26 protein-coding genes are annotated in these 25,108 nt (G+C 47.7%); 7 read left to right on the top strand and 19 right to left on the bottom strand.

Features of this window, described 5'->3' with window-relative positions:
- Window positions 1-143 precede the first annotated feature (143 nt).
- The 8 genes from topA to ruvX all read right to left on the bottom strand — a co-directional run bounded on the left by topA (window position 144) and on the right by ruvX (window position 9,163).
- Entirely contained in the window at window positions 144-2,774 is a 2,631-nt protein-coding gene (topA, locus tag MTBPR1_RS13780) for a type I DNA topoisomerase (protein ID WP_069189598.1), read from the bottom strand.
- 55 nt (window positions 2,775-2,829) lie between these two features.
- Window positions 2,830-3,945, bottom strand: coding sequence for a DNA-processing protein DprA (gene dprA, locus MTBPR1_RS13775; protein WP_069189597.1), 1,116 nt, complete (start codon window positions 3,943-3,945; stop codon window positions 2,830-2,832).
- A gap of 127 nt (window positions 3,946-4,072) precedes the next feature.
- Entirely contained in the window at window positions 4,073-4,648 is a 576-nt protein-coding gene (gene plsY, locus MTBPR1_RS13770; protein ID WP_069189738.1) for a glycerol-3-phosphate 1-O-acyltransferase PlsY, read from the bottom strand.
- A 54-nt stretch (window positions 4,649-4,702) separates the two neighbouring features.
- Window positions 4,703-6,016, bottom strand: coding sequence for a dihydroorotase (locus MTBPR1_RS13765; protein WP_069189596.1), 1,314 nt, complete (start codon window positions 6,014-6,016; stop codon window positions 4,703-4,705).
- Window positions 6,013-6,984 carry an aspartate carbamoyltransferase catalytic subunit gene (locus MTBPR1_RS13760; RefSeq protein ID WP_069189595.1) on the bottom strand — a complete coding sequence of 324 codons (972 nt, stop codon included), beginning with the start codon at window positions 6,982-6,984 and terminating at the stop codon, window positions 6,013-6,015. Before MTBPR1_RS13760 ends, MTBPR1_RS13765 begins: the two co-directional genes overlap by 4 nt.
- A 71-nt stretch (window positions 6,985-7,055) precedes the next feature.
- A complete protein-coding gene (locus MTBPR1_RS13755; RefSeq protein ID WP_069189594.1) occupies window positions 7,056-7,991 on the bottom strand; it encodes an AEC family transporter in 936 nt (311 codons plus the stop codon).
- A 40-nt stretch (window positions 7,992-8,031) separates the two neighbouring features.
- Window positions 8,032-8,697 (bottom strand): class I SAM-dependent methyltransferase, encoded by a 666-nt coding sequence (locus MTBPR1_RS13750; protein ID WP_069189737.1) that lies wholly within the window; start codon window positions 8,695-8,697, stop codon window positions 8,032-8,034.
- Complete coding sequence (ruvX, locus tag MTBPR1_RS13745) at window positions 8,690-9,163, bottom strand: Holliday junction resolvase RuvX (RefSeq protein WP_069189593.1); 474 nt, start codon at window positions 9,161-9,163, stop codon at window positions 8,690-8,692. Before ruvX ends, MTBPR1_RS13750 begins: the two co-directional genes overlap by 8 nt.
- A 133-nt stretch (window positions 9,164-9,296) precedes the next feature.
- Between ruvX and MTBPR1_RS13740 the strand changes: the two genes are divergently transcribed.
- The 4 genes from MTBPR1_RS13740 (at window position 9,297) to MTBPR1_RS13725 (ending at window position 13,799) form a co-directional block, all read left to right on the top strand.
- Window positions 9,297-10,112, top strand: a complete 816-nt coding sequence (locus MTBPR1_RS13740) for an SH3 domain-containing protein (RefSeq protein ID WP_069189592.1) — start codon at window positions 9,297-9,299, stop codon at window positions 10,110-10,112.
- A 74-nt stretch (window positions 10,113-10,186) separates the two neighbouring features.
- A complete protein-coding gene (locus MTBPR1_RS13735; protein ID WP_165602677.1) occupies window positions 10,187-11,398 on the top strand; it encodes a ChaN family lipoprotein in 1,212 nt (403 codons plus the stop codon).
- A gap of 2 nt (window positions 11,399-11,400) precedes the next feature.
- Window positions 11,401-13,236, top strand: a complete 1,836-nt coding sequence (locus MTBPR1_RS13730) for a M1 family metallopeptidase (RefSeq protein WP_069189591.1) — start codon at window positions 11,401-11,403, stop codon at window positions 13,234-13,236.
- A gap of 68 nt (window positions 13,237-13,304) precedes the next feature.
- Window positions 13,305-13,799 carry a copper chaperone PCu(A)C gene (locus MTBPR1_RS13725; RefSeq protein WP_069189590.1) on the top strand — a complete coding sequence of 165 codons (495 nt, stop codon included), beginning with the start codon at window positions 13,305-13,307 and terminating at the stop codon, window positions 13,797-13,799.
- A gap of 53 nt (window positions 13,800-13,852) precedes the next feature.
- On the opposite strand, the gene gmk is transcribed toward MTBPR1_RS13725, so the two are convergent.
- On the bottom strand, window positions 13,853-14,488 hold the full coding sequence (gene gmk, locus MTBPR1_RS13720; protein WP_205631250.1) for a guanylate kinase: 636 nt from the start codon (window positions 14,486-14,488) through the stop codon (window positions 13,853-13,855).
- Between the two features lie 52 nt (window positions 14,489-14,540).
- The gene (locus MTBPR1_RS13715; RefSeq protein WP_069189589.1) at window positions 14,541-15,431 is read right to left on the bottom strand and encodes a YicC/YloC family endoribonuclease; all 891 of its coding nucleotides are present in this window, start codon (window positions 15,429-15,431) and stop codon (window positions 14,541-14,543) included.
- A 320-nt stretch (window positions 15,432-15,751) separates the two neighbouring features.
- Here MTBPR1_RS13715 and MTBPR1_RS13710 point away from each other — a divergent pair, with 320 nt between their 5' ends.
- The 3 genes from MTBPR1_RS13710 (at window position 15,752) to MTBPR1_RS13700 (ending at window position 17,150) form a co-directional block, all read left to right on the top strand.
- Window positions 15,752-16,510 (top strand): SDR family NAD(P)-dependent oxidoreductase, encoded by a 759-nt coding sequence (locus tag MTBPR1_RS13710; RefSeq protein ID WP_069189588.1) that lies wholly within the window; start codon window positions 15,752-15,754, stop codon window positions 16,508-16,510.
- Window positions 16,511-16,513: 3 nt separating this feature from the next.
- Window positions 16,514-16,900 (top strand): cereblon family protein, encoded by a 387-nt coding sequence (locus MTBPR1_RS13705; RefSeq protein WP_069189587.1) that lies wholly within the window; start codon window positions 16,514-16,516, stop codon window positions 16,898-16,900.
- 61 nt (window positions 16,901-16,961) lie between these two features.
- Complete coding sequence (locus MTBPR1_RS13700; protein WP_069189586.1) at window positions 16,962-17,150, top strand: hypothetical protein; 189 nt, start codon at window positions 16,962-16,964, stop codon at window positions 17,148-17,150.
- Window positions 17,151-17,156: 6 nt separating this feature from the next.
- Here the strand turns inward: MTBPR1_RS13700 and MTBPR1_RS13695 are convergent, their stop codons facing one another.
- The 9 genes from MTBPR1_RS13695 to MTBPR1_RS13655 all read right to left on the bottom strand — a co-directional run bounded on the left by MTBPR1_RS13695 (window position 17,157) and on the right by MTBPR1_RS13655 (window position 24,899).
- Window positions 17,157-18,365 (bottom strand): EAL domain-containing protein, encoded by a 1,209-nt coding sequence (locus tag MTBPR1_RS13695; protein ID WP_069189585.1) that lies wholly within the window; start codon window positions 18,363-18,365, stop codon window positions 17,157-17,159.
- Window positions 18,366-18,797: a bacteriohemerythrin gene (locus tag MTBPR1_RS13690; RefSeq protein ID WP_069189584.1), complete on the bottom strand. Its 432-nt coding sequence runs from the start codon at window positions 18,795-18,797 to the stop codon at window positions 18,366-18,368. It abuts the gene before it with no gap.
- A 174-nt stretch (window positions 18,798-18,971) separates the two neighbouring features.
- Window positions 18,972-20,009, bottom strand: coding sequence for an endolytic transglycosylase MltG (mltG, locus tag MTBPR1_RS13685; RefSeq protein WP_069189583.1), 1,038 nt, complete (start codon window positions 20,007-20,009; stop codon window positions 18,972-18,974).
- Window positions 20,010-20,017: 8 nt separating this feature from the next.
- Window positions 20,018-21,277, bottom strand: a complete 1,260-nt coding sequence (fabF, locus tag MTBPR1_RS13680) for a beta-ketoacyl-ACP synthase II (RefSeq protein WP_069189582.1) — start codon at window positions 21,275-21,277, stop codon at window positions 20,018-20,020.
- Between the two features lie 113 nt (window positions 21,278-21,390).
- A complete protein-coding gene (locus tag MTBPR1_RS13675) occupies window positions 21,391-21,624 on the bottom strand; it encodes an acyl carrier protein (RefSeq protein WP_028880290.1) in 234 nt (77 codons plus the stop codon).
- Between the two features lie 153 nt (window positions 21,625-21,777).
- A complete protein-coding gene (gene fabG / locus MTBPR1_RS13670) occupies window positions 21,778-22,518 on the bottom strand; it encodes a 3-oxoacyl-[acyl-carrier-protein] reductase (RefSeq protein WP_069189581.1) in 741 nt (246 codons plus the stop codon).
- Between the two features lie 21 nt (window positions 22,519-22,539).
- Window positions 22,540-23,484, bottom strand: coding sequence for an ACP S-malonyltransferase (gene fabD, locus MTBPR1_RS13665; protein ID WP_069189580.1), 945 nt, complete (start codon window positions 23,482-23,484; stop codon window positions 22,540-22,542).
- A gap of 66 nt (window positions 23,485-23,550) precedes the next feature.
- Window positions 23,551-24,345 carry an ABC transporter permease gene (locus MTBPR1_RS13660; RefSeq protein ID WP_069189579.1) on the bottom strand — a complete coding sequence of 265 codons (795 nt, stop codon included), beginning with the start codon at window positions 24,343-24,345 and terminating at the stop codon, window positions 23,551-23,553.
- Window positions 24,342-24,899: an ABC transporter ATP-binding protein gene (locus MTBPR1_RS13655; protein WP_276204550.1), complete on the bottom strand. Its 558-nt coding sequence runs from the start codon at window positions 24,897-24,899 to the stop codon at window positions 24,342-24,344. The genes MTBPR1_RS13660 and MTBPR1_RS13655 overlap by 4 nt, the downstream gene beginning before the upstream one ends.
- Between the last annotated feature and the right edge of the window lie 209 nt (window positions 24,900-25,108).

The raw sequence follows: 25,108 nt of genomic DNA, 5'->3' as shown, positions 1-25,108 counted from the left end.
TCTTTGCTCTGTTTGCTAACTGTCACTCTGGCACAAGCCAAAGTCCATATTTTCGCGCAAACTGGATTCTGGCCTGCGCCAGAATGACGATAAGCTAAGTTTCCATCATCGCGCAATATAAGCACGATGATGGTTTTATTTACTTACTCGCTCGCAGCCTTTTTCTTGGCAGGAGCTTTCTTCTTTGCAGGCGCTTTTTTCTTAGCTGGGGCTTTTTTAGCCGTGGTTTTCTTCGCCGCAGCTTTCTTCTTTGGTGCTGCCTTTTTCTTTTTGCCAGCGCCCTTCTTGTTCAACATCTCAATGGCAATTTCCAAAGTCATGTCTTCGCGGTCCATGTCTTTTGGCAAACGCGCATTGATGCGGCCTACTTTTACAAATGGTCCCCAACGACCGTTTTGCAAGATAATGTCTTTTTTCTCATCAGGGTGTTTGCCCAAAACCACCATCTGGGTCTTTTCCATTTTCTCATGGATCAGAGCAATGGCGCGGTTTTCACCAATGGTGTAAGGACTGTCTTCCTTAATGGAAACAAAGGTTTTCCCCAAAGAAACATAAGGGCCAAAACGACCAATACCGGCTTTGATCATTTCCCCGGTATCCGGGAAGATGCCCACATTGCGCGGCAAAGATAAAAGCTTCAGTGCTTTTTCAAGGTCCATATCAGCAGGCTTCATATCACCTGTTAAAGAGGCACGCTTTGGCTTTTTCTTCTTATCTTCAGGATCGATATCACCGATCTGCACATAAACCCCATAAGGGCCACGGCGCATGGTGACCATTTCACCTGTTTCCGGATCTCTCCCAAGCTCTTTTGGTCCGCTTTCAAGGTCCGGCATGGATTCATCGCCATCCTCACCTTGGATTAACGGGCGGGTATAGCGACAATCAGGATAGTTAGAACAGCCAATAAAGGCACCAAACTTACCCAATTTCAGACTTAAGCGACCTTCCCCACAGGTAGGGCAGACGCGCGGGTCTTTGCCATCTTCACGCTCGGTAAAGAAATGTTCTGCCAAATCTTTATCCAGCGCATCCAAAACGTCGCGCACGCGCAGCTCTTTTGTGTCATCAATGGCGCCACTAAAGGCGGCCCAGAATTCACGCAAGACTTTCTGCCAATCCTGATCGCCATTGGAAATACCATCGAGCTGGTCTTCAAGGTTGGCGGTAAAGTCATACTGCACATAACGGTTAAAGAAGTTCGCCAAAAAGGCTGTCACCAAACGACCACGGTCTTCTGGGATAAAGCGTTTCTTGTCCAGACGCACATAATCACGATCTTGCAACACAGAAATGATACTGGCGTATGTGGATGGACGTCCAATGCCCAGCTCTTCCATGCTTTTCACAAGCGAGGCTTCTGAATAACGTGGTGGCGGTTGAGTAAAGTGCTGATCTGCTGTGACCGGACCAAGGTTTAACACATCGCCTGTTTGCACATCAGGCAACAGCTTATCGCCTTTATCGTCATCTTCCTTATCGTCTGTACCTTCTTGATAGAGCGTCAAGAAACCATCAAAGGTAATAACCGAGCCACTGGCACGCAGCCATGTGTTTTTATCCTGACTTTGGATGACCACACCAACTTGGTCGAGCTCTGCACTTGCCATTTGACAGGCAACGGTACGTTTCCAGATCAGGGTGTAAAGCTTAAGCTGATCTGCATCCAAATATTTTGCCATGGCTTCAGGGCGACGCGCCACGCCTGTTGGGCGGATGGCTTCGTGGGCCTCTTGGGCATTCTTGGCTTTGGTCTTATAGGTGCGCGGCGCTTCTGGAACGTATCGTTTACCATATTGCTCACCAATCAAATCACGCGCTGAAAAAATCGCCTCGTTTGACAGGGTCACCGCATCGGTACGCATATAGGTGATCAGACCGACGGTTTCCCCGCCAAGGTTGATCCCTTCATAAAGCTTTTGCGCGACCTGCATGGTGCGTTTTGCACCAAAGCCCAATTTACGTGAGGCTTCTTGTTGCAGGGTCGATGTTGTAAAGGGTGGGGCTGGGTTGCGACGCGTTTTTTTACGCTCAACATTACCAACCGTATAGTCACCAGCCTCAACCGTTGAAACTGCGCCAGTGGCTGCAGCTTCATTGCCAAGGGAGAATTTATTCAGCTTATCCCCATTAAGGTGCGTGAGGTTTGCTGCCAGTGCTTTTTTCTTTGGGGTGGTGAATTTCGCCGCCACACTCCAATATTCAACAGGGTTGAACGCTTCAATTTCAGCTTCGCGCTCACAGATCAGTCGCAGGGCCACCGATTGTACACGCCCGGCTGAGCGTGAACCGGGCAACTTGCGCCACAGTACAGGCGACAGGTTAAAGCCCACAAGATAATCCAGCGCACGGCGCGCAAGATAGGCTTCGACCAGTTCCTGATTAACTTCACGCGGTGCAGCCACCGCATCTAAAACAGCCTGTTTTGTAATTTCATGAAAAACGATGCGCTTAACATCAACACCTTTAAGCAGGCGCTTTTTCTCTAAAACTTCCTGAACGTGCCATGAGATGGCTTCACCTTCACGATCCGGGTCAGTCGCGAGAAACAGTTTATCAGCGCCCTTCATGGCGTCTGTAATTTCTTTGAACTGTTTCTTGGAACGCGCGTCCATCTCCCAATCCATGGAAAAATCGTCATCAGGGCGCACCGAACCGTCTTTAGCCGGTAAATCACGGATATGGCCATAAGAGGCAAGGACAATGTAGTCTTTACCTAAATATTTATTGATCGTTTTCGCCTTTGCTGGCGATTCGACGACAACAACGTTCATAAGCTTATATCTTCTAACAACTGTTTCACTATTCCAAACGCTGCACATAAGCCATTCAAATGATTAGAGAAACCTTATTTCCGGGATGACGTTCCAATTGCCCGGCAAGTTCCAATTCCAACAGAACGGTTTGCACAACAGAAGCAGAGATTTGGCATTGACGGATGATTTCGTCAACACAAACTGCGGTTACAGACAAACTTTTTGTAATTATTGTTCGTGCATCGACTAATTCATCCTCCCCGGGTGGTGATACCATACCTTCTTGATAATATTGAGTTTTCCTTTCCTGAAGAGGCAGGTTTTGCAGGGAATTTAGCACCTGAAAAATATTTTCCGCATTTTCCACCAAATGGGCCCCATCGCGAATCAACGCATTTGTGCCTTTTGATCTGGGGTCTAAAGGAGACCCCGGAACAGCAAAAACCTCCCTTCCCTGCTCAAGCGCCATGCGTGCAGAGATGAGCGAGCCTGATCTGGGGGACGCTTCCACAACGATGATCGCGCGACACATGCCCGAGATAATCCGGTTGCGCCTTGGGAAATGGCGCGCCTGTGGCTGGGTTGAGATTTTAGGCTCGGCGATTACACAACCACGCTGGATCATCTCCTTATATAAAGAGTGGTTCTCTTTGGGGTAAATCACATCAACCCCGCCACCTTGCACCCCCACCGTTCCGGTCTCAAGCGATGCTGCGTGCGCTGCCCCATCCACCCCGCGCGCCAAGCCTGAGACCACCAACAAGCCGCCTTGGCCTAACTCGCGTGCCAGTTGGGCGGCAAACTTGCAGCCGTTGATGGAAGCATTGCGCGCCCCCACAATGGCAATGGACTTTTTTGTCATTAAATGAGCATGCCCGCGCAGGCTTAGAACAGGGGGCGCATCTTCAACTTGGGCCAACAGGGGTGGATAAGCGGCTTCATCACGCACAATCAACTGGGCATCTATATCATCAAGTTCTTCAAGCTCTTTCACCGCTTCACTTTTAGAGCACACCTTGATCGCTTTTTTGCGCCCACCCCGACTTGCCATATCGGGGATGGCCTCCAAAGCTTTTTGGGCTGAGCCAAACTGCTCAAGCAAGCGGTAAAAGGTAATTGGCCCGACATTCTCGCTTCTGATTAATCGAAGCCAAGCAATGCGTTCTTCTTGTGAGATTGTGTGCGACATCCATCCATCCTTTCCTTAATAACAAAGAAAGCTATGAATGGCTGTGGGACTTTATTTATAAGCCCTCAAAAAAAATGCCCTGAGCGGTAAACACTCAGGGCATTTCTATAAATCAAAGAGGCAGAAACTATTCTTTTTTCTGACCGATCTTGGGCTCTTCACCGTTGCGCAGGCGTACAATATTTTCCTGATGGCGAATAAAGCCAAGCCCGCAAAGCAAGGCTGCAAGAACCGCACGATGCTCATCGCCAAGGAAATACATATAAAACGGTGATGCGGCAAAAGCGATCAAAGCTGCAAGGGAGGAATAACGCAGCGTAACAGCCACCAAAAGCCATGTTGCACATGTCACCAAACCCGCAGGCCATGACATGGCCAACAACACACCAAGGGTGGTTGCCACCCCTTTGCCACCTTGAAAACGCAGCCACATGGGGAAGTTATGCCCAATCACTGCCATCATGCCTGCAACAATGGCAGCATCAGATGCATACCAATAACCTGCCAGCAACACAGCAACCGCACCTTTACCACCATCAAGCAGTAAGGTTGCCGCAGCTAAGCCTTTGCGCCCCGTGCGCAACACATTCGTTGCCCCAATATTACCAGAGCCAATAGAGCGAAGATCACCCGCCTGAAAGAATTTGGTCAATAAGAGACCAAAGGGAATGGAGCCCAAGAGATAGCCAAACAGGGCAGCCATCTGCCATTCATGCGTCACAATGACGGGTAAAGTCCCCACGAAAGAGCTCCTTTATTAAAATTCAAAAACGGTGCGACCATCAATGACGGTGCGCAAGCATCGCCCTTGGGCCAAACGACCGTCAAACGGTGAGTTTTTAGATTTAGAGGCCAATTGGTCTGCATCAATCTTCCAACCACGATCCGGATCAAAAATACAAAAATCAGCCGCAGCACCTTTTTCAAGACGCCCCGCTGGCAAGCCAACAATCTTGGCTGGATTACAGGTTACAGTCTTTAAGCACTCAAGCAAACTCATATGTTTGTTGTGATAAAGCTCAAGCGTAATCGCAAGTAGAGTTTCAAGCCCCACACCACCAAAGGCCGCCTGTGCAAAAGGCAGACGTTTTGAATCTTCATCTTCAGGGGCATGGTCAGAGGCTATTACATCAATAGTGCCGTCCTTGATCCCTTCAATGATGGCTTGGCGGTCTTCTTCACCGCGCAGTGGCGGTGAAAGTTTTGCAAACGTTCGGTAATCCCCAACAGCCAGCTCATTAAGCGAGAAATAAGGCGGGGCGGTATCACAGGTTACGCGCACACCACGTTCTTTAGCACGGCGAATAATATCAATACTTTCCGCCGTTGAAATATGGGCAAAATGCAATCGCCCGCCCGTATCTTCAGCCAAACGTACATCGCGCGCCACCATAATGGTTTCTGCAACCGTTGGAATGCCCGGCAGGCCCATGCGAATGGCAAGGTCCCCTGCATTCATGCACCCGCCTTCAGCCAATGAGGGTTCTTCAGCATGTTGCACGAGCAAAAGGTCATAATTGCGCGCATAGGTCAGGGCCTTGCGCATAACTTTTGCAGACGCCACCGCATGAATACCATCGGTAAAAGCCACCGCACCAGACTCAGCGAGCATGCCCATTTCTGCCATGTCCGAACCCTTAAGCCCCTTGGTGATCGCCCCATAAGGATAGACTTTACTAAGCCCCAACAAACGCGCACGACGTGCGACAAACTCAACAACGCTCATATCATCGGTTACAGGCGTTGTATTAGGCAAGCTCACCAGTGAGGTCACGCCACCTTGGGCAGCGGCTTCACCAGCTGATTTCAAGGTGCCTTTATGTTCTTCACCGGGTTCGCGGATTTGCACACGCATATCCACAAGACCGGGGACCAGACAAGCCCCTTTACAATCCACAACCTCAGCCTCACCGTAGTGACCACCAGCTTTGGCATAACCAGGGCCAATATCAGTGATGGTTTCACCTTCACATAAAACACCGCCGTGGATATCCAGATTGCTTGCCGGATCAATCACACGCGCATTTACATAGGCCACACGGCCCAAAGGTTTATCATGTTTCATGCTCATTGCGCATTCTCCTTGCGCCAGCTATCCAGATTAGCGGTCACCACTTCAAGGCAGGCCATGCGTGCAGCCACACCCATTTCCACCTGTTCTTGAATGGCGGAGCGTTCAATATCATCAGCTACATCTGAATCAATCTCCACCCCACGGTTCATGGGACCGGGGTGCATGATCAGCGCATCATCTTTTGCAACGGACAGTTTTTCATAATCCAGCCCGTAGAAATGGAAGTATTCACGTTGAGATGGCAAGTAAGCGCCTTGCATACGTTCTTTTTGAAGACGCAGCATCATAACCACATCCACATCTTTAAGACCTTCGCGCATATCATGGAAAACTTCAGCACCTAAAACTTCCATAGATTTTGGCAAAAGCGTACTTGGGGCCACAAGGCGCACGCGCGCACCCATGGCACTAAGCAAATGCACGTTAGAGCGCGCCACGCGTGAATGTAGGATATCCCCACAAATCGCCACGCTCAAATTGGTGATATCACCTTTTCTGCGCCTAATCGTTAAGGCATCAAGCAAGGCTTGCGTGGGATGTTCATGCGTGCCATCGCCTGCGTTTAAGACCGCGCAATTCATTTTTTGGGAAAGAAGCTTTACCGCCCCAGAATCACCATGGCGCACCACCAACACATCAGGATGCATGGCATTCAGCGTCACCGCCGTATCAATCAGGGTTTCGCCCTTTTTAATCGAAGAAGTCGCCACAGACATATTAATCACATCCGCGCCAAGACGTTTGGCTGCGCGTTCAAAAGATGTTCTTGTACGTGTAGAATCTTCAAAAAAGAGATTGATGACGGTGCGACCTTCCAACTTCGGCTCAACTTTTTCCCGTTGTCGGTTGGCGGCGGCGTAATGCTCAGCCCGGTCCAAAATGTCGGTAATCTCGAAAGGATATAATCCCTCGATGCCGAGAAGGTGCCGGTGCGTGAAGCGTAATTCTCTGTCTCTGGTGCTCATGAGGGCGGACTATATGCACATGCGAATGGCCCTTGCAAGGCCCAGTTCAAACACCAGCATTTCTGCGCCTTTCAAAGCAGGTCAATTATCTGCAAAAGAAGGGGAAGGCTCACCATCGCGCCCAGAGTCGTTAAAGTGATAATGCCCGCCATGACAGGCGCGTTGCCCCCCATCTTGCGCGCAAGCACATAAGAAGAGGCTGAAACAGGCAATCCTGAATATAAAATACACAAGTCGCGCGTGATGCCTTCCACTCCTAAAGCCTGACAACAGAGCAAGCAAACAAGCGGTAAACACAACAGCTTAAGCAAGCTTGAAAGCACAACGGTTTTTCCCGTATCGCGCATGGCTTCAAAATCAAGCCCTGCACCAACACACAACAAGCCAATGGGCAATGCAGCGCGGCCCAATATCTGGATCAACGGTTCAAGCACAGGCGGCAAGCCTGCCCCGCTTGCATTGATCAACACGCCCAACACACAAGCCAAAATCAAAGGGTTAGACAGTATAGACTTTCCAAGTGAGACCAGACGCGGCCCACCAGAGCGGCGAAATTCTTTCGCCCCATAAGTCTCCATCACCACGACACTAAGGAAATTCACCAAGGGCACGATAAAGGCAATGGCAATGGCAACTAACGTTAGGCCCGGATCCCCCCATAAGGCAACGGCTGCGGCAATCCCCACATAGGAATTGGGCCGAATACCACCTTGAAAAAAGGAGGTGAAATCCGCCCCGTCAATTTTAAGCCAAGGCCTGACCTTCACCATAACTGCCGCAACCAAAATGGTGGCAGCCACCAGCGCATAAGCCATGGGCATGACCTGAAGGTCACCCATATCGGTGCGTGATGTGGTGTAAAGTAAAAGCGAGGGGAAAAAGACGTAATAGGTCATCAATTCCGCAGGCGACCAGAAATCGTCAGAAACCCATTGTTTCTTTTTGATCCCATAGCCGATGAGAATCAGCAAAAAGATCGGGCCGAGTGCGAAAAGAATATTAAGCATGATACGCCTGTGTTTTTCAGCAATCCCAAAGGAGAATTATCTAACGTTTGCGCACAACCGTCATGCCATCCCCAATTGCCAGCATAGACATATCCACACGATTGTCATTAACGATATGCTCGTTAATGGCGCGGATAGCCTCGGTCTGGTGCGTGGTATCAGCCTCATCAATCACGCGCCCGTACCAAAGCACATTATCAACCACAACAAGGCCACCTTTTTTCACCAGCTCAAGCGATTTTTCATAATAATTCATATAGCTGGCTTTATCGGCATCAATAAACGCCATATCGAAACTTTCCGGCCCATTTTCTTGCAAAACGGTTTCAATCTCTTCATTGGCATCACACAGGCGCAAATCAATTTTATGATCGACCCCGGCTTCTTCCCAAAAAGGGCGACCAACAGGGGGGAAGCGCTCATCGCGCTCAAGCGCAACAATATAGCCATCTTCAGGAATAGCTTGGGCCAAGGCCAGTGTGGAATAGCCTGCATAAACGCCAAATTCCACAATGCGCTTGGTGCCTGTTAGACGCACCAGCATATCCAGAAAACCGGCTTCTTCAGGGCGAATGGCAAGCTGGGCATTAACCAGTGTCTTTTTGGAATGTTCACGAAGTCTGCGCAAAGGCTCACTCTCGCGCATGCCTACAGCGCGGATATACTCATCAAGCCCATCGGTTAAACGCAAAGATTGATCAGCCATGTTGATGCTCCAACGCATCCAATGCGCCTTGTAAAATATAAGCAGCGGCTGCACGGTCCACCACTTCTGCACGGCGTTTGCGTGTCATGTCCGCCTCATTAATCAAAACGCGCTCCACCGCCACGGTTGAGAGCCTTTCATCCCATAATAAAATGGGGAGATCAATTTCGCGCGACAAGTTGGAAGCAAAGGCTTTTGTGGCTTGGCAGCGCTTGCCTTCTGTACCGTCCATTTCACGCGGTAGGCCTAAAACAATGGCGGAGACTTCTTCTTTTTCAATCAAGGCTTTTAGTTTTGCCACATCTTTAGAGAACTTTCCTTTAGCCAAGGTTTCAAGCGGGCTTGCTACCATGCGCATCACATCAGACAGCGCCAGACCAATGGTTTTGGTACCCAGATCAATGCCCATCAAACGATCATATTGCTTGAGGTTCTTTGCAAATTCTTCCAGTTCTCTAATGACCATTTACAGTCTCCATAATTTCATGCACAGCTTATGACGCAAAGCGAACAAAAAGTCGAGAACTGATCGCATTGAATAGAAGGTCACATTGCGCTATGATGCGCCTCAAACAACACCCGTATTTGGAGGTTAAGCGGTGAAAAAGACAGGGGTTATCATTGTTGCGCTCTCGCTTGTTTTTTCTTTCCTATCTTTAAGTCAAGGATGGGCGGCTTCCCTTTTTGACGGGATCAAGCTTGAAGGCCATACAGGCCCCTTTCTTGTGACCAAAAACAAAGTCAATGTGCGCGCAGCCCCCAGTAACAAGGGCAAAAAAATCACCAAGCTTAATAAGCGCGATATTGTCACTGTTTTAGGCCGCGCTAAAGGAACGCAATGGCTTGCCATCTCGCGCCAAGACGACGACCTTGGTTATGTCTATGCCCCGTCACTCACCCCCATGATTGATGCCTCCCTCTCAACCCCACTTGAAGGAAGTGTGGATTTAAGCGAGGTTGATAAGCCGATATGTGATTACCGCGTCACCCATGAGGGGCGCGCCATTGAAGAAGATATCATCTTTGTCTCGGCTGATTATCTCGCCACATTTAAATGCCGCCATAAAGAAGAGACATTTGATTTTGAGGCCATGATGTTCATGTCAGAAGTGCCCCATGATCTGGGGAATAAGCCGGTTTATCAAATCACGCTCAACCTGCCTGAAATTGCCACGGGCTATGAAGAATTCCTTTCTGCCACAGCCCTGTTTAACCTGACCAAAAAAGAAGTCATCATGGATGCGGTTTCCTTAAAAGAATTTAAGGAACAGGGTTTAAGAAAAACCAAAGACGCAATCAACCCCAAAGAGGCCCTTGATGCAGCACTTCGTTTACAGCTTTCTTCTTTTAATATGAGAGCATGGCAGACGATCTCCGGTAAACTGCCAAACCCCGGGGATAAAAAACCTCAATAAGCTTTTCGCCATATTTTGGGCACCGTTGTCCGATACATAAGATGACACATCATAAAAAAACAACGAGCATCACGATGTCCTTGAAAAAAAACTTTCTTCTTAACCTCGGTCTTTCCTTTCTTTTATCAAGCCAAGCCCTTGGCCTGCCTATTGAGCCTAAAGAACAAGAAGCCGATGTAAGCTGCATTCAACGCGCACAATGGATTTCACCCAAAACCCTAAAGCCGCTTGATAACCAAAGCCTGCTTAAAAAGGCCGCTAAGGAAAAAGTCGTTTTATTGGGGGAGCAGCACCCGGATGCGGTCCATCACCGTTGGCAGCTCCAGACCATCACCCAGCTTTATGCCCATAACCCCAATATCATCATTGGCTTTGAAATGTTTCCCCGTCGCATTCAACCTGTTTTGGATGCCTGGGTGCGTGGTGAGCTTAGCGAGCGGGAGTTTCTGGAAAAAAGCGATTGGAATGAGGTGTGGAAACATGATGCCGATATCTATATGCCGCTGTTTCGCTTTGCCCGCATGAACCGCCTGCCCATTGTAGCCCTAAATGTGGAAATGGGATTAATAGGCAAAATCTCGCAAAAAGGTTGGGACGGTATTGATGAAGAAATGCGCGAAGGTGTTAAAACGCCGCGTAGCGCCCATCCTGATTACATCAAATCCTTAAAAGAAATCTTTTCCCATCACAGCCATGTCCATGAAGATGAGAAAAAGGATGATGAAAAATCAAAAGCGCGTTTTAAACGTTTTGTGGACGCACAGCTAACGTGGGATGGCGCGATGGCCCAAGCCTTGGCCCATGTACAAAAACTTGGGGGTGACCCGCTGATGGTTGGCATTATGGGCAGTGGGCATCTGGCAAACCGTTATGGGGTGCCCCATCAGCTTGAAGGATTGGGATTAAGCTCCACCGTTTTGCTCCCTTGGACATTGAGCTGGGATTGTAAAGACCTCTCACCCACTTACGCAGATGCCATTTTCGGCCTTGAAGAGATGGAAGCCAAGCCCATGGGCCATAAACCTATGCTCGGCGTGCGCATAGATGAAAGCGAAGATGGCTCAGGTGTACGGGTTGATCAGGTAATCGAAGAATCGGTGGCTGAAGATGCAGGCCTTGAAGAGGGCGATATCATCACCATGGCCGCAGGCGTGAAAACCCTTGAGGTCAAAAGACTTATCAGTATCATTCAACGCCAAGCCCCCGGCACATGGTTGCCCCTATCAATTATGCGCGATGGTGATCTAATTGAGATCATTGCCAAATTCCCTAAATCACCGCATTGATCATGAAACAGCTTATCTTTCTTCTCGCCCTTTTGCTCATCAGTTTTGCTCCCTCAGCCCATGCTGTTGTCCATATGGATTTACAGGTCAAAATCAATATGGCAGAGCGCAAGCTTGAAATTAGTGGCACAGCCAGCAAGCCCGTCACCCTGCCTGTGATCAACAAGAAAGAAACTGAATTTTCTTATGTGTGGTTTTTGCCCGAAGCGCAAAATGTACAAGATTGGTCGCACGGGAATTTTGCTTCTAAAACAGACTTGTATCTACCCTCCGGCTGGCACCCTGAAACCGATGAGCTGGTAACTTTTAATGTACAGGTTTTAGCCCCCCTTGTTACCATATTACCCGGTGCAATTGAGCAAGAAAGCCAGACTGAGGATACCTATCAAGCACGTTTCATAATGGATCGCCCCACAGAGGGTATTCCACTTTTTGCCGGGCCGTATAAAATCTCTCAGCTGACATATAAAGAGACCCGCCTGCGTACCTATTTTTATGAGGGTATGGAAAAGCTTGCCCAAGGCTATCTGGAGCGCACAGCAAAATATCTCAATCGTTTTGAACAGCAAATCGGCCTCTATCCTTTTGCTGAATTCAATATTATCGCCGCGCCCATTCCCGCAGGTTACGGTTTCGCCGGGCTGACTTATATGGGTGCGCGGGTGTTACATCTGCCCTTTATTAAAGAGACCTCTTTAGGCCATGAAATCTTGCATAACTATTGGGGCAATGGCGTCTTTCCCGATTATGAAAAAGGCAATTGGGCCGAAGGGCTGACCACCTATATGGCGGATTATATGACAGCAGAAATGGTCTCTAAGGAAAAAGCCAAAGACATGCGCCTATCATGGCTGCGCGATTATAATGCCTTGCCTAGCGAACTTGATACGCCCGTCACTGATTTCGTTTCAAAACATAGTAAAGCCTCCCAAGTGATTGGCTATCATAAGGTGGCTTTTATCTTTCATATGTTGCGTAACATATTAGGAGATCAGACCTTCTTTGACGCGCTTCGCGCTTTGTGGAAAGATAAAGCTTTTCAAACAGCTTCTTGGCAGGATTTAGAAGACTATTTTAGCAAAGCAGCCAAGCGAGACCTGTCGTTTTATTTTAAACAATGGGTCTATCAGGCAGGCGCACCTGAGTTTAAAAATATCTCAGCGCGCGCCCAACGCCAAAAAGGCATGGGCTGGGATGTTACTGCGCGCGTGATGCAGGCCAAGCCGTTTTATGAAACCTACCTGCCTGTTGCTGTGGGTACAGGCGATGCGGTGCTGGATAAAATGCTCTATGTCAGGGGCCGCTTAACCCCAGCTAAACTGAATATGGAACAGCGCCCCTTTGCCATCAGCCTTGACCCTGATTTTGAGGTATTTAGAAAGCTTGGTGCCAACGAGGCCCCGCCAATTTTGCGCGATGTGATGCTGGCAAAAAATGTGCAGCTGATTGTTGCCAGTGATGATAAAAACCTAGACCCGATCGCCACACAATTGGCACGCCGCCTCAATGAGGGGCAAATCAAGGTTGCTTCAACGCCCAATCAGGACGCCTTTATCCTAATCGGCACCCATGAAGAGGTTGCGCACAAGCTTAGTGCCATGCGCCTCCCGCCTGCTCCCTTAAGCGTCAAAGAGGGGGTTACGGCACTGGTTTGGGCTGATAAAACAAACCCAACAACGCCCTATATGGTGGTCTCTGTTAAAGATACAGCAAGCTTACAAGCCCTGCTGCGTCCCCTGCCCCATTATGGCAAGCGCAGCCAGTTGATGCTTGACGGGCGCAAGGCCGTATTTAAATCAAATGGGCAAACCCGCCCCATCTCTGTACCGGTGCATTGACAAGGCGGAAATTTCCTGCGCTAATGCGGCTCATAAGAGGTGGCCTTCTTATATATTGGAGTTTTGATATGATGAAACATTTTGCTTTGGCTGGTGCCATTTTGATGGGTCTAAGCACACCGTCATTTGCCGCTGACATTTCTGTTGAAGGCGTGTGGGCACGTGCTTCTGCAGGTATGGCACGTGCAGGTGCGGCCTTTATGACCATCAAAAACACAGGTATGGCTGACAAGCTTGTTTCTGCAAAAGCAAACATTTCCAACACGACTGAATTACATACACATCTTCACGAAAACGGCGTTATGAAAATGCGTCAGGTCAAAAACATTGCGGTTGATAAAGGCATGACCATGCTGAAACCCGGTGGCGACCACGTGATGTTCATGGGATTGAACGAAGCCTTAAAAGAAGGTGAGACATTCCCGCTGACACTGGTTTTTGAAAAAGCTGGTGAAATGAACGTGACTGTGAATGTGAAAAAAGTCGGTGCCATGGGTATGTCCCACGGCAAAATGAAGCATGACATGGAAAAGAAAGCCCATGACATGATGAAAAAATATTAAAGACATCTGTGTTTTCCTGCGAAAGCAGGAAAACACGTCTTTCTTTCAAAAGCTCACATTGTTTTTACAAAATCAGCAAGCCCTGTGCGGCGCACGCGCTTAAGGCGCTCTGCCTGTAAAATAGCTTTGATCTGATTGGTGGCTTTTTCCAGATCATCATTGACCACCACATAATCGGCATCCACCCAATGGCTAGATTCACTTTGCGCTTCAAGCATACGCTTGGCAATTGTTTCTTCGCTGTCTTGCCCACGTGCGCGCAAACGGTCTTCTAAAGACTGCTTAGTCGGGGGTAAAATGCAAATCCACACAAGATCCTCAGCGGCATTATTTTGCAACTGTTCAGCACCCTGCCAATCAATATCAAAGAAAACATCCTTACCCGCACTTAAAGCCTGTTCCACAGGTTCTTTTGGTGTGCCGTAAAATTTGCCAAACACTTCGGCCCATTCAAGGAATTCTTTTTGGTCCACCTTGCCTTTAAAGTCTTCTGCACTCATGAAGTAATAATGCTCGCCTTCAACTTCACCCGGGCGTGGGCTGCGGGTGGTGGCAGAAACAGACACCATAATTGATGGGTCTTCTTCCATGATGGCACGGGTGATGGTGCTTTTGCCACAGCCACTGGGTGCAGTTAAAACCAAGAGGAGGCCACGGCGGGCAATATTACTATCTATGTTAGTCATCATATTTCAACTATGTTAATCATCATATTTAATTTATATTTGTAATAACAGTTACTTATTCAATATTTTGAACTTGCTCACGAAACTGTTCAATCACGGTTTTTAAATCCAGACCGATACGGGTCAGCTCCACATCCTGCGCTTTTGAACACAGCGTATTGGCTTCTCGGTTAAATTCCTGACAGAGGAAATCAAGCTTGCGCCCACACGGGCTGCCTGCCTCAAGCAGATCACGCGCGCCTTCAATATGGGCACGCAGGCGATCAAGTTCTTCACGCACATCGGCCTTCGTCATCAAAACGGCGGCTTCTTGTGAAATGCGTTCTTCATCCAGTTCAGGTAAATCTTCCATGACTGATTTTAACTGGCGCATCAACCTTGCGCGAATGGCTTCGGGTTGTGTCGCTGCACAGTCTGAAGCCTTAACACATAAATCTTCAATCACCTTGATATGCCCACTGAGCACCTCATCCATGCGCTTGCCTTCTGAAGCGCGATTGGCTGACATATCGGTAATGGCTTCATTCAGGTTGGCAAGAATTTCCTTATGGGCGGCTTCTTTTTCTTCTTCGCTTTCGCCTTCTTCCACAGGTTCAATCACGCCCCGCAGCCCCATTAAACCATCCACACTTGGCGCTGCCACGCCGGGCACATCGGCTTGGACAGTCTTCATCACGTCAACCAGTTGCTTAAGCAGTTCTTGATTAACCCGATAGCCCGACTGTTCTTGATTATGACTAACATTCAAGCTTAGGGAGATATTGCCGCGTTTAAAGTTTTTAGAAATCGCAGCGCGCGCGGGAACATCCAATGCATCATAGCCCGATGGAATACGCATGCGAATATCAAGGCCTTTGCCATTTACGCTTCGCACTTCCCAGGTCCAGCTATAATTGCCGCAATTGCCACTGGAACGGGCAAAGCCTGTCATTGACTTGATGCTCACCACATATCTCCTTTTGTTTTGTTTGACACATCTTATACCTTTCTTGGTATGTTAGGGTCAGGACCTATTCATTTAATGTGCTTGGTTTATTAAAAATACCACAAGGCAAGGAAATGGCTTGCAGGAAGTACTTGTATTTCAAAAGTCTTTGACGCTGCATTTGTGGCATTTTTAATAAATCCCGAAGGGACAGGATGAATTTGAAGAAGGCTGTCGTTATACTCCCCCTTAAAGTACACGTACTTCTGCAGGGGGATATGCCTAATCCTTCTTCAAATTCATCTCTGCCAAGCTCAATAAATTAATAGGTCCTGACCCTAATGTCCATGAAACATATATTGATCACAGGTGCCTCCAGCGGCATTGGGCAAGCCCTTGCACTGGAATATGCCGCCCCCGGCGTCTGCCTGTCCTTAAGCGCACGCAACAAAGCCCGCTTACATGAAGTTGCCCAGAAATGCCGCGATAAGGGCGCTGAAGTTGATGAGCAAATCATTGATGTGATGGATCGAGGTGCCATGACACAATGGTTGATCACACGCGATGAACATAGGGAAATTGACCTGATCATTGCCAATGCAGGTATTTCTGGTGGCTCCAGCGGTGTTGAAAACTGGGAAGAATCCACACGGGATATATTTGCGGTTAATTTGGCAGGCACGCTTAACACCATCTTACCTATTATCCCTTTGATGATTAATCGCGGGCGCGGTCAAGTCGCTTTAATGAGCTCACTCGCCGGGTTTCGCGGGCTTGCCAGCTCCCCTGCCTATAGTGCTTCAAAAGTGGCGGTTAAAGCTTATGGCGAGGCGTTGCGCATGCGCTATCAACATAACGGGCTGAAGGTCAATGTCATTTGCCCGGGTTTTGTAAAAAGCCGCATTACCGCACAAAATACTTTCAAGATGCCCCTTTTGATGGAAGGCCCAAAGGCCGCACGCATCATTAAAAACGGCCTTTTAAAAAATAAAGCGGTCATTGCTTTTCCGTGGCCCATGGCCTTGGCTGCACGGCTTTTTGCCCTCATGCCTTTAGCGATTGTGGAGCGGATCACCAAGATCATGCCCTCAAAGGAATAAGACATGCCTTTGGACGCTCAAAAAGACTTAAGCGATAAAGACGAGCTTCTACTTGGTAAAGAAAAGCTCTTTTGTGCATCTTGTGGTCATTGGGTTACGACAAACGAGCTTAAAGTCTCCATTAAAGAAGCCCACGATCACACTGTCTTTAACCCCGCTGGCATTGTTTTCAACATTGGGTGTTTCAGGGATGCCCCGGGATGTTGGGCCACGGGAACGCCCAGTTCTGACTTTTCATGGTTTTCAGGATATCACTGGCGCATGGCACTTTGTGAGGGGTGTGGCAAGCATATGGGCTGGCTATTTACAGGCGGTGAGCCGTTTCCGGCCTTTTACGGGTTAATACTTAAGTATCTGTCAGAAACATCCAATAACGATACCAAAAGCTAATATCTAAAGTAGAATTCTTCCTGTAGACTTTCCTACAAATCACCTGGGGAGGAGATGGGAAATGGATCATAACAATGATCTTGCCGATAAGCTAAAAAGCTTTATTCAAGATATTTATAATAGCTGTCCAAATCCTCATAAAAGTCAAAAATGCATTGAATATGATGATCCCAATGACATTCCATGTGACTGCAAGCGTATGCGCGCAGCACGCCAACATATCCAATTTATCGAAAATGAAAAAAAGTAATGCTGCTTAAAAAGACGTATCCATTAACACGTCTTTTTTCGTAAGAGCATAGGCTTTAAGCGGTGCATCTGTTTCCCACTTCACCGCGCGCCCGCTGATATATCGAAAGCCCGCTTGCAACGCCATATTAAGATCATCAATACGGTCTACTCCCCAAATGAAAGAACGTGTCTCCGCTTCATTACATTGACGGGCAAAAAGTGAACAAGTGCGGTAAGCATATTTACGCCCCAGCTGAGAATCCAGCAAACGATGTAAATGTAACCCATGATATTTTATTTTATGACGATCACAAATGGCGGAAAAATCATTATCCGGCCCGGCAATGACAGTCACATGGCTGCCGAGCTTGCTCAAAACCTCAATGGCATAATCAACCATCTTCGGGCTAAAATCCTGATCAAGGCCCTGTAGTTCAAAACCAATTGTGGTTTTTGATAAGGGTGATTGTTTTACAGATTGAACGAGAGCCGTCACAAAGTTTTTATTAAAGAAAGAAGCTACATTCAGCCCCACCATATAGGCAGTTTTAGGGCAAAAATTCTGCTGAATTTGCTCATAGGTTTTTTTAATAACTTTGGGCTTAAGATCAGACCATAAGGGGTCTTCACTCCCCCCCATCAAAACCTGATCCCCCCAAAGGGTATTTTTTAGATATACGCGCTTGGGCTTTACTCGATAGCCCACAACGATTTCATTTTTCGTATCCCAAATCGGGAAAAAAACGATATCAATCGTATCAAGGATTTTTTGCGTACTGTCCTTGGGCTTATCGGCATGAAGCCGCACCGTTGGTTTTGCCGCTTTCTTCTTGGCTGCCTCACTATAGCCAACTAGGTCTTCCATGTTAATGGCACCGGATTGGATACCACTTTTACCGTTAACCGTATAATCTTTACCCAGAATCTTTTTACCGATTTGCTCGGTAATCAGTTCCAGCTTAACTTCAGCCTGCTGTGCATTAAGTGTCGCAAAAAGAATAACAAAAGACATACCATCTTCATAACGCATGACCTGATCATCAAGAGATAAGTTACCCTTGATGATTGTCTCTGCAATAAACATGGCCTTTCTGTGTACTTTGGACCAGTCTTTGCCCATAAGTTTCACAGCATATTCCAAGTTAATGGCATACATCTGTGCAACAGCGTCTGAACCCTCACTTTGGGCTTTTTCTTTTACAAAACTGATAAAGTCATCCGGCTTCAAAGTCATTTAAATGCGATCCTTCACCATCTCAATCAGGTCACGGTTTGCAAGCAATGTATCTTTATACCCATGGTCTTCATTTAAAATATGGGTTGGTAACCAATCTGCTAAAAAAGTCTGAAATCCATCAATATTTACCAGTGCAGGATTGGTTTGATAGATTTTAAACAGCCCCTGAACCGTTTCTGTAATCTTGCGGTGTTTTTCTTTATGTTCTTCTAAATTTTTATAACCACAGATTTGCATCAAAATTTCTTCACGTTTGAAATGTTCATCCACATAATCCGCCAAACTTTCAAGAATAAGTGTCAGCTTGGCATCATCTTTTTCAACGCCAACATCAAACACCTGATTAATCAAGCCAAGCAAAATTTTGTGGTCCATATCAATGACATCAATGCCCGTTGCCAGATAGTCATCCCATTCGATTTTTATCATAACGTCCCCCAAAGAAAAACCGTGGGGAGTATGACATAAAATCTCATCCAATGCCTCATTTTCATTGTATTTATGTGTACAATAAATCAATCACACGTGAAATCACCTAAATTAGTGATAGAATGAACTTTTCTTCACCACCTTATATTTAATTAGGTTTTTCTACGTATATTTTTACTTGCGAGAACGCTCAATTTTACGCCAATGGCTGACATTGCGGTTATGCTCACGCAAGGTTTTGGCAAAGGCATGCCCACCTGACCCATCGGCAACAAAATACAAGGCATCTGTTTTAGACGGATTTAACACTGCTTCAATCGCCGCACGACCCGGGTTGGTAATGGGTGTGGGTGGCAAACCGTAGTTTGTATAAGTGTTATAAGGTGTTGGTGTTTTGAGGTCTTTTTTCGATAACGGGCGCCCCAATGGTTCTTGGCCCAATGTAATGCCATAGACCACGGTTGGGTCTGTTTGCAGGCGCATGCGTTTTTTCAAACGGTTAATAAAGACACCGGCAACTTTTCCACGCTCAGAACTGATACCTGTTTCTTTTTCAACAATAGAGGCAAGAACCAAGGCTTCCTGCTTGGATTTTAAAGGCAAACCGTCTTGCCTTTTCTGCCAAAGCTCAGACAGGGTTTTATCCATTGCGCCTTGCATTTGAGAAAGCATTTTCTCACGCTTTAGACCTTTGGAGAAACTATAGGTTTCCGGCAACAAACTACCCTCTGGCGGGGTCTGCATAACAATCCCCTCCATGCCCAGCTCCCCATTTAACAAGGCGACCATCTCAACGGAGGTTAGCCCTTCAGCAAAGGTCACACGATGGAGGATTGATTTACCATCTTGTAAAATTTGTGCGACTTTTTTGGGCGTCACACGCGCAGGAAACAGATATTCCCCTGCCTTAAGTCCCGTATCAATTTTATTAAACCGCAGCACGATACGAAACGCCAGCGGGTTGTTGATGATCCCTTCACGGGTCAGGATATCAGCAATTTTTGACACCCCGCTGCCCACGGGGATTTCAACAACCTTATCTTCTTCTAACACCCATGAACGGGTAAAACTCTTGGCAAGCCAGAATGAAAATGCACTTGCTGCAAAAACAACAATTACAACGAATGCCACAAGAAAAGCCGAAAGCTTCTTCACAGAAGATTTCGGCTTATTCTTTTTACCTTGTGGCTGAGGCTTTTCAGTCTCGCTCATCAAGCACCTTAGTCAACAGACTTGAAAACCAAAGAAGCGTTCGTACCGCCAAACCCAAACGAGTTGGACAAGGCAATATTCACTTCACGCTCTTTCGCCTGCAATGGCGCAAGGTCCATATCACAGCCGTCAGACGGGTTGTTCAAGTTCAAAGTTGGGGGAACAACATTGTTCTGGATGGAGAGAAGCGAGAAGATGGCTTCAACCGCACCAGCCGCACCCAACAGGTGACCAATGGCTGATTTTGTCGAAGACATGGTCGGCTTCTTATAATGTTCACCCAGCAGGCGTTTCACTGCACCATGTTCGATCTCATCACCAAGTGGTGTAGATGTACCATGGGCGTTGATGTAATCGATCTCATCAACATTGATGCCTGCGCGTTTAATGGAGGCCTGCATCGCGCGGAAACCACCGTTACCATCAGCAGCAGGTGCTGTAATGTGATAGGCATCACCGGACATGCCGTAACCAATCACTTCACCATAGATTTTTGCGCCACGTTTTTTGGCATGCTCATATTCTTCAAGAACAACCACACCAGCGCCTTCACCCATAACAAAACCATCACGACCTTCATCCCATGGGCGCGAACCCGCAGTTGGGTCATCGTTATAGGATGTGGACAAGGCTTTAGCTTGGGCAAAACCCGCCATGCCAAGGCGACAACATGCCGCTTCTGCACCACCAGCAACCATCACATCAGCATCATCAAGGGCGATGATACGTGCTGCATCACCAATGGCGTGCGCACCGGTTGCACAGGCTGTAACCACGGCGTGGTTCGGGCCTTTAAAACCGTATTTGATAGATACATGACCAGAAACCAAGTTGATCAAACTTGCCGGAATGAAGAAAGGAGAAAGGCGACGAACTGAATTGGTTTCAACTGTCACAGCCCCTCTGGAAATCTCAGGAAGACCACCAATACCGGAACCGATCATGACACCAGTGCGAAATTGCTCTTCTTCATCATCGCTTTGACAACCAGAATCTTCAACCGCTTCAATGGCAGCTGCCAAACCGTAAACGATAAAATCGTCCATACGGCGGCGCTCTTTTTTAGATACATAATCCTCGGAATTAAACAATCCCTCGCCTTCGCCAAGCGGCACCTGACCAGCGATTTTTGCAGGAATATCTTCAACATTGAAAGATTCGATTTTATTGATGCCGGATTCGGCGTTCAAAAGTTTTTCCCAAGTTGGTTTAACACCGTTTGCTAACGGGGAAACCATACCAAGGCCAGTAACGACTACACGTCTCATGTCTGATCAAAATCCTTTGAGCTCGTCTCAAATAATACAGGTCTATAAACAAGAATGAGCGCAGACCGCTGTTTCGGGCCGACGCTCACATCTCGTAATAACTCACTAAGGAATTAGCCGTTTGCTTCGATGAAGTCGATGGCATCCTTAACAGTCAAGATTTTTTCAGCAGCATCGTCTGGAATTTCACAGCCGAACTCTTCTTCAAAAGCCATAACCAGCTCAACTGTATCCAAGCTGTCTGCGCCCAGATCGTCGATGAAAGAAGCATTTTCAGTAACTTTAGCTTCTTCTACGCCGAGGTGTTCAACTACGATTTTCTTTACGCGCTCTGCGACATCGCTCATCTTAATAATTCCCTTAACGGTTTTGAACTTAGGTTAAACACGCCGTTGCGCGCTTTCCCCACTCTTTAAAATTCTCTTACAAACTTCATCTGAAGTTCGAATTGAGGTTTGGTAGCACAATTTTTCACAAGGTGAAAGCCTTTAATTGAAGGCTTAGATCATTGCCATGCCACCATTGATGTGCAGGGTCTGACCTGTCACATATTGCGCTTCATCAGATGCCAAATAAACAACACCCGCTGCAATCTCAGCTGGGTCGCCCATACGGCCTGCCGGAATTTTGGTCAACATACCATCTTTCACATCATCAGACAGCTCTTCTGTCATGGCTGTGGCAATATAGCCCGGTGCCAGACAGTTTACTGTAATTCCGCGCGAGCCCACTTCATAAGCCAATGATTTGGAATAGCCAATCATACCTGCTTTTGAGGCTGCATAGTTGGTTTGACCGGGGTTACCTGTCACACCCACAATAGAGGTGATGCCGATAATACGGCCCCAACGTTTTTTCATCATGCCGCGCAAAACCGCTTTAGACAGTTTAAAAGCTGCTGTCAGATTGACATTTAAAACCGCATCCCAATCGTCTTCTTTAAGACGCATGGCAAGGTTATCACGGGTAAGACCTGCATTATTCACCAAAATATCAAGGGAGCCCATGGCATCGCTTGCTTGTTTGGGTAGCGCTGCCAAAGCTTCATCATCAGAAAGGTTACAAGGCAGGATATGCACACGCTCTTCACCAATTTCTGCGGCAACTTTTTCAAGTGCTTCAACACGTGTACCTGTTAGGCCCACAGTTGCGCCTTGGGCGTGAAGGGCCTTGGCAATCTCAGCACCAATACCACCAGAAGCACCGGTTACCAGCGCACATTTACCTGTTAAATCAAACATATTAAATTCCCTACCCTTTACTTAGAGTGAGCCCAAGAAGCTCTCAATATCAGCCGGACCATTCACAGCCACACCTGTGAGTGAACGATCAATGCGACGCGCCAGACCAGAAAGTACTTTACCCGTACCGACTTCAACCAACTGCTCAACGCCTTGCTCTTTCATATAGAGCACACCTTCGCGCCAACGAACAGAACCACAGACTTGTTCCACCAACAATTTGCGGATTTCTTCAGGGTCTGTAATTTTTTCAGCAGCCACATTTGCAACAACAGGCACAGCCGGGGCGTTAATGCTTACACCTGCAAGGGCTTCAGCCATAGCATCGGCTGCAGGCTGCATCAAAGCACAATGGAATGGGGCAGAGACAGGCAGTAAAACAGAACGTTTTGCGCCTTTTTCTTTTGCCAAGCCAATGGCGCGTTCAATCGCTGCTTTTGAACCAGACAGAACCACTTGGCCCGGTGCATTATCATTTGCAGCCGTACAAACTTCATCACCTTGGGCTGCTTCAGCCGCAACAGCTTGGGCATCTTCTAGGGAAAGACCAAGGCAAGCCGCCATGGCACCTTCACCAACAGGCACAGCTGCTTGCATGGCTTTACCACGTATCTTTAAAAGACGCGCTGTATCTGCAACAGAAAAAGCACCCATAGCTGCGAGAGCGGAATATTCACCCAAAGAGTGACCCGCCACCATATCGCAATGGTCTGCCAGCTTGATGTTGCCTTCTGTTTCTAAAACACGTGCAACCGCGATGGAGACAGCCATCAAGGCAGGCTGTGCATTTTCAGTGAGAACCAGTTGATCATCTGGCCCTTCAAACATGATTGTGGAGAGCTTTTGAGACAGGGCCTCATCAACTTCTTCAAATACTTCGCGCGCAACAGTAAAAGCGTCTGCGAGGTCTTTTCCCATACCAACGGCTTGAGAACCCTGACCGGGGAATACAAATGCACGAGACATCTTGGCATCATCCTTACAATTAAATATCTGAGCAAAAGGAATAAAGACTTGCTGGCAGATGATCAATCACATTTTCACGTAAAGCCGATCAAGTCTGAGGCGATGGCGCTCATCTGTTAGGCGATAGACCCCTAAAAAAATCGCCATTGTGGTGCCAATTGCAGTGCCGCCCGCAATTAAAAACATCACCAAGGCCTGATATTTTGCCGCCTCAATCGGGTCCGCACCTGCCATCAACTGGCCTGTCATCATCCCCGGTATAAACACAAGCCCTGCTGCTGACATGGAATTAACAATGCCGATCATGCCCGTGTGAAGGGATTGGCGCACCACCGTTTCACAGGCCTGCCACTTGGTATGGCCCAAGGCCAAGCGTGCTTCAATGGCATCACTTTCCTGTTTTAGGTTTGAAGTCAGGGTCGCAAGACCAATGCTGATCCCGGTCATGGTATTGCCCAAAACCATCCCAAGTAAGGGCACTGCGTAGCGCGCCTCATACCAAGGATCGGGCTTAATTTGCACAAACAAGGCAAAGACTGTCACAAGAGTCGCTGACATAAAGACACTGCTTATGCCAATGCCATAGCCCCAGCCACCCCCAATAGGACGTTTTTGGCGGGCCATAATCTCATAACCTGCAAAGCCAATCATCACAATCACCGCCAGCATTGTCCATAACGGCATCTCACTGGCAAAGAGAAAGCCAAGCACATAGGCCATCAAGCCCAACTGCACGACCATTCGCACGGAAGCAATAAGGAGTGAGACTGCAACGCCTGTGCGATACACCAGCGAGATTGCCCCATGCATTAAAAGGAGCACACTGCCCAAAGCCAGTTCTTCATAGCCAATTGAGATCATGCGGGCACCTCGCGCACCTGACGGTTAAAAATCTCCCAGCGTTTTTGCGCAAAACGATCCACTTGGCGATCATCATGGCTAACAAACAAGATGGCGATATGTTCTGCTTTTAAATAACGCATCAACAAATCCTCAACCATGGCTTGACGCCCACCATCAAGGGCAGAGGTTGGTTCATCTAACAGGAAATAGCGTTGTTCTTGCCCATCAGTGCCTTCAAGGGCGCGCAATAAGGCAAGACGTTGGGATTCGCCACTGGACAGGCGCGAGACATTCCAGCCCATGACTTTTAAAGGAAGATCAACAAGGGGCAAAACTTCTGCCAACCAGTCTTTATCTTCAAAATGCTCGACTACTTTATCATACCACCATGTGGGTTTTGCCCCCACGTAAGTGACCCGCCTTCGCCAATCAGGCGCGCTATAATCAATACGTGCCTCCCCATCTAAAGACATGTCAGCGCGATTAATCACAAGATCGGCAATGCCTTTTAAGAAAAGGGATTTCCCCATACCGGAGGCGCCACTCACAGAAATACACTGCCCCGGCGACACAGAGAGATTCTGTGCTGATATTCCTTTGATATCGAGTTTCGTGATATGAAGCACTTTAAACCTTGCCACTTATAAAGCCGTCATGCGCATGCAAGACCAGCATCAAATAATAAGGTCACTATACATGATGAGTAGATTCTGGCCTATGCCAGAATGACAGGGTAAAGAGCTAAAACCCCTTGCATTGAGTCGTTTTTTCTGTATATTCC

Source organism: Candidatus Terasakiella magnetica (assembly GCF_900093605.1).
Lineage (GTDB): Bacteria > Pseudomonadota > Alphaproteobacteria > Rhodospirillales > Terasakiellaceae > Terasakiella > Terasakiella magnetica.
The sequence above is the reverse complement of the archived record's forward strand: the minus strand, read 5'-3'. Positions and strand labels throughout refer to the sequence as shown.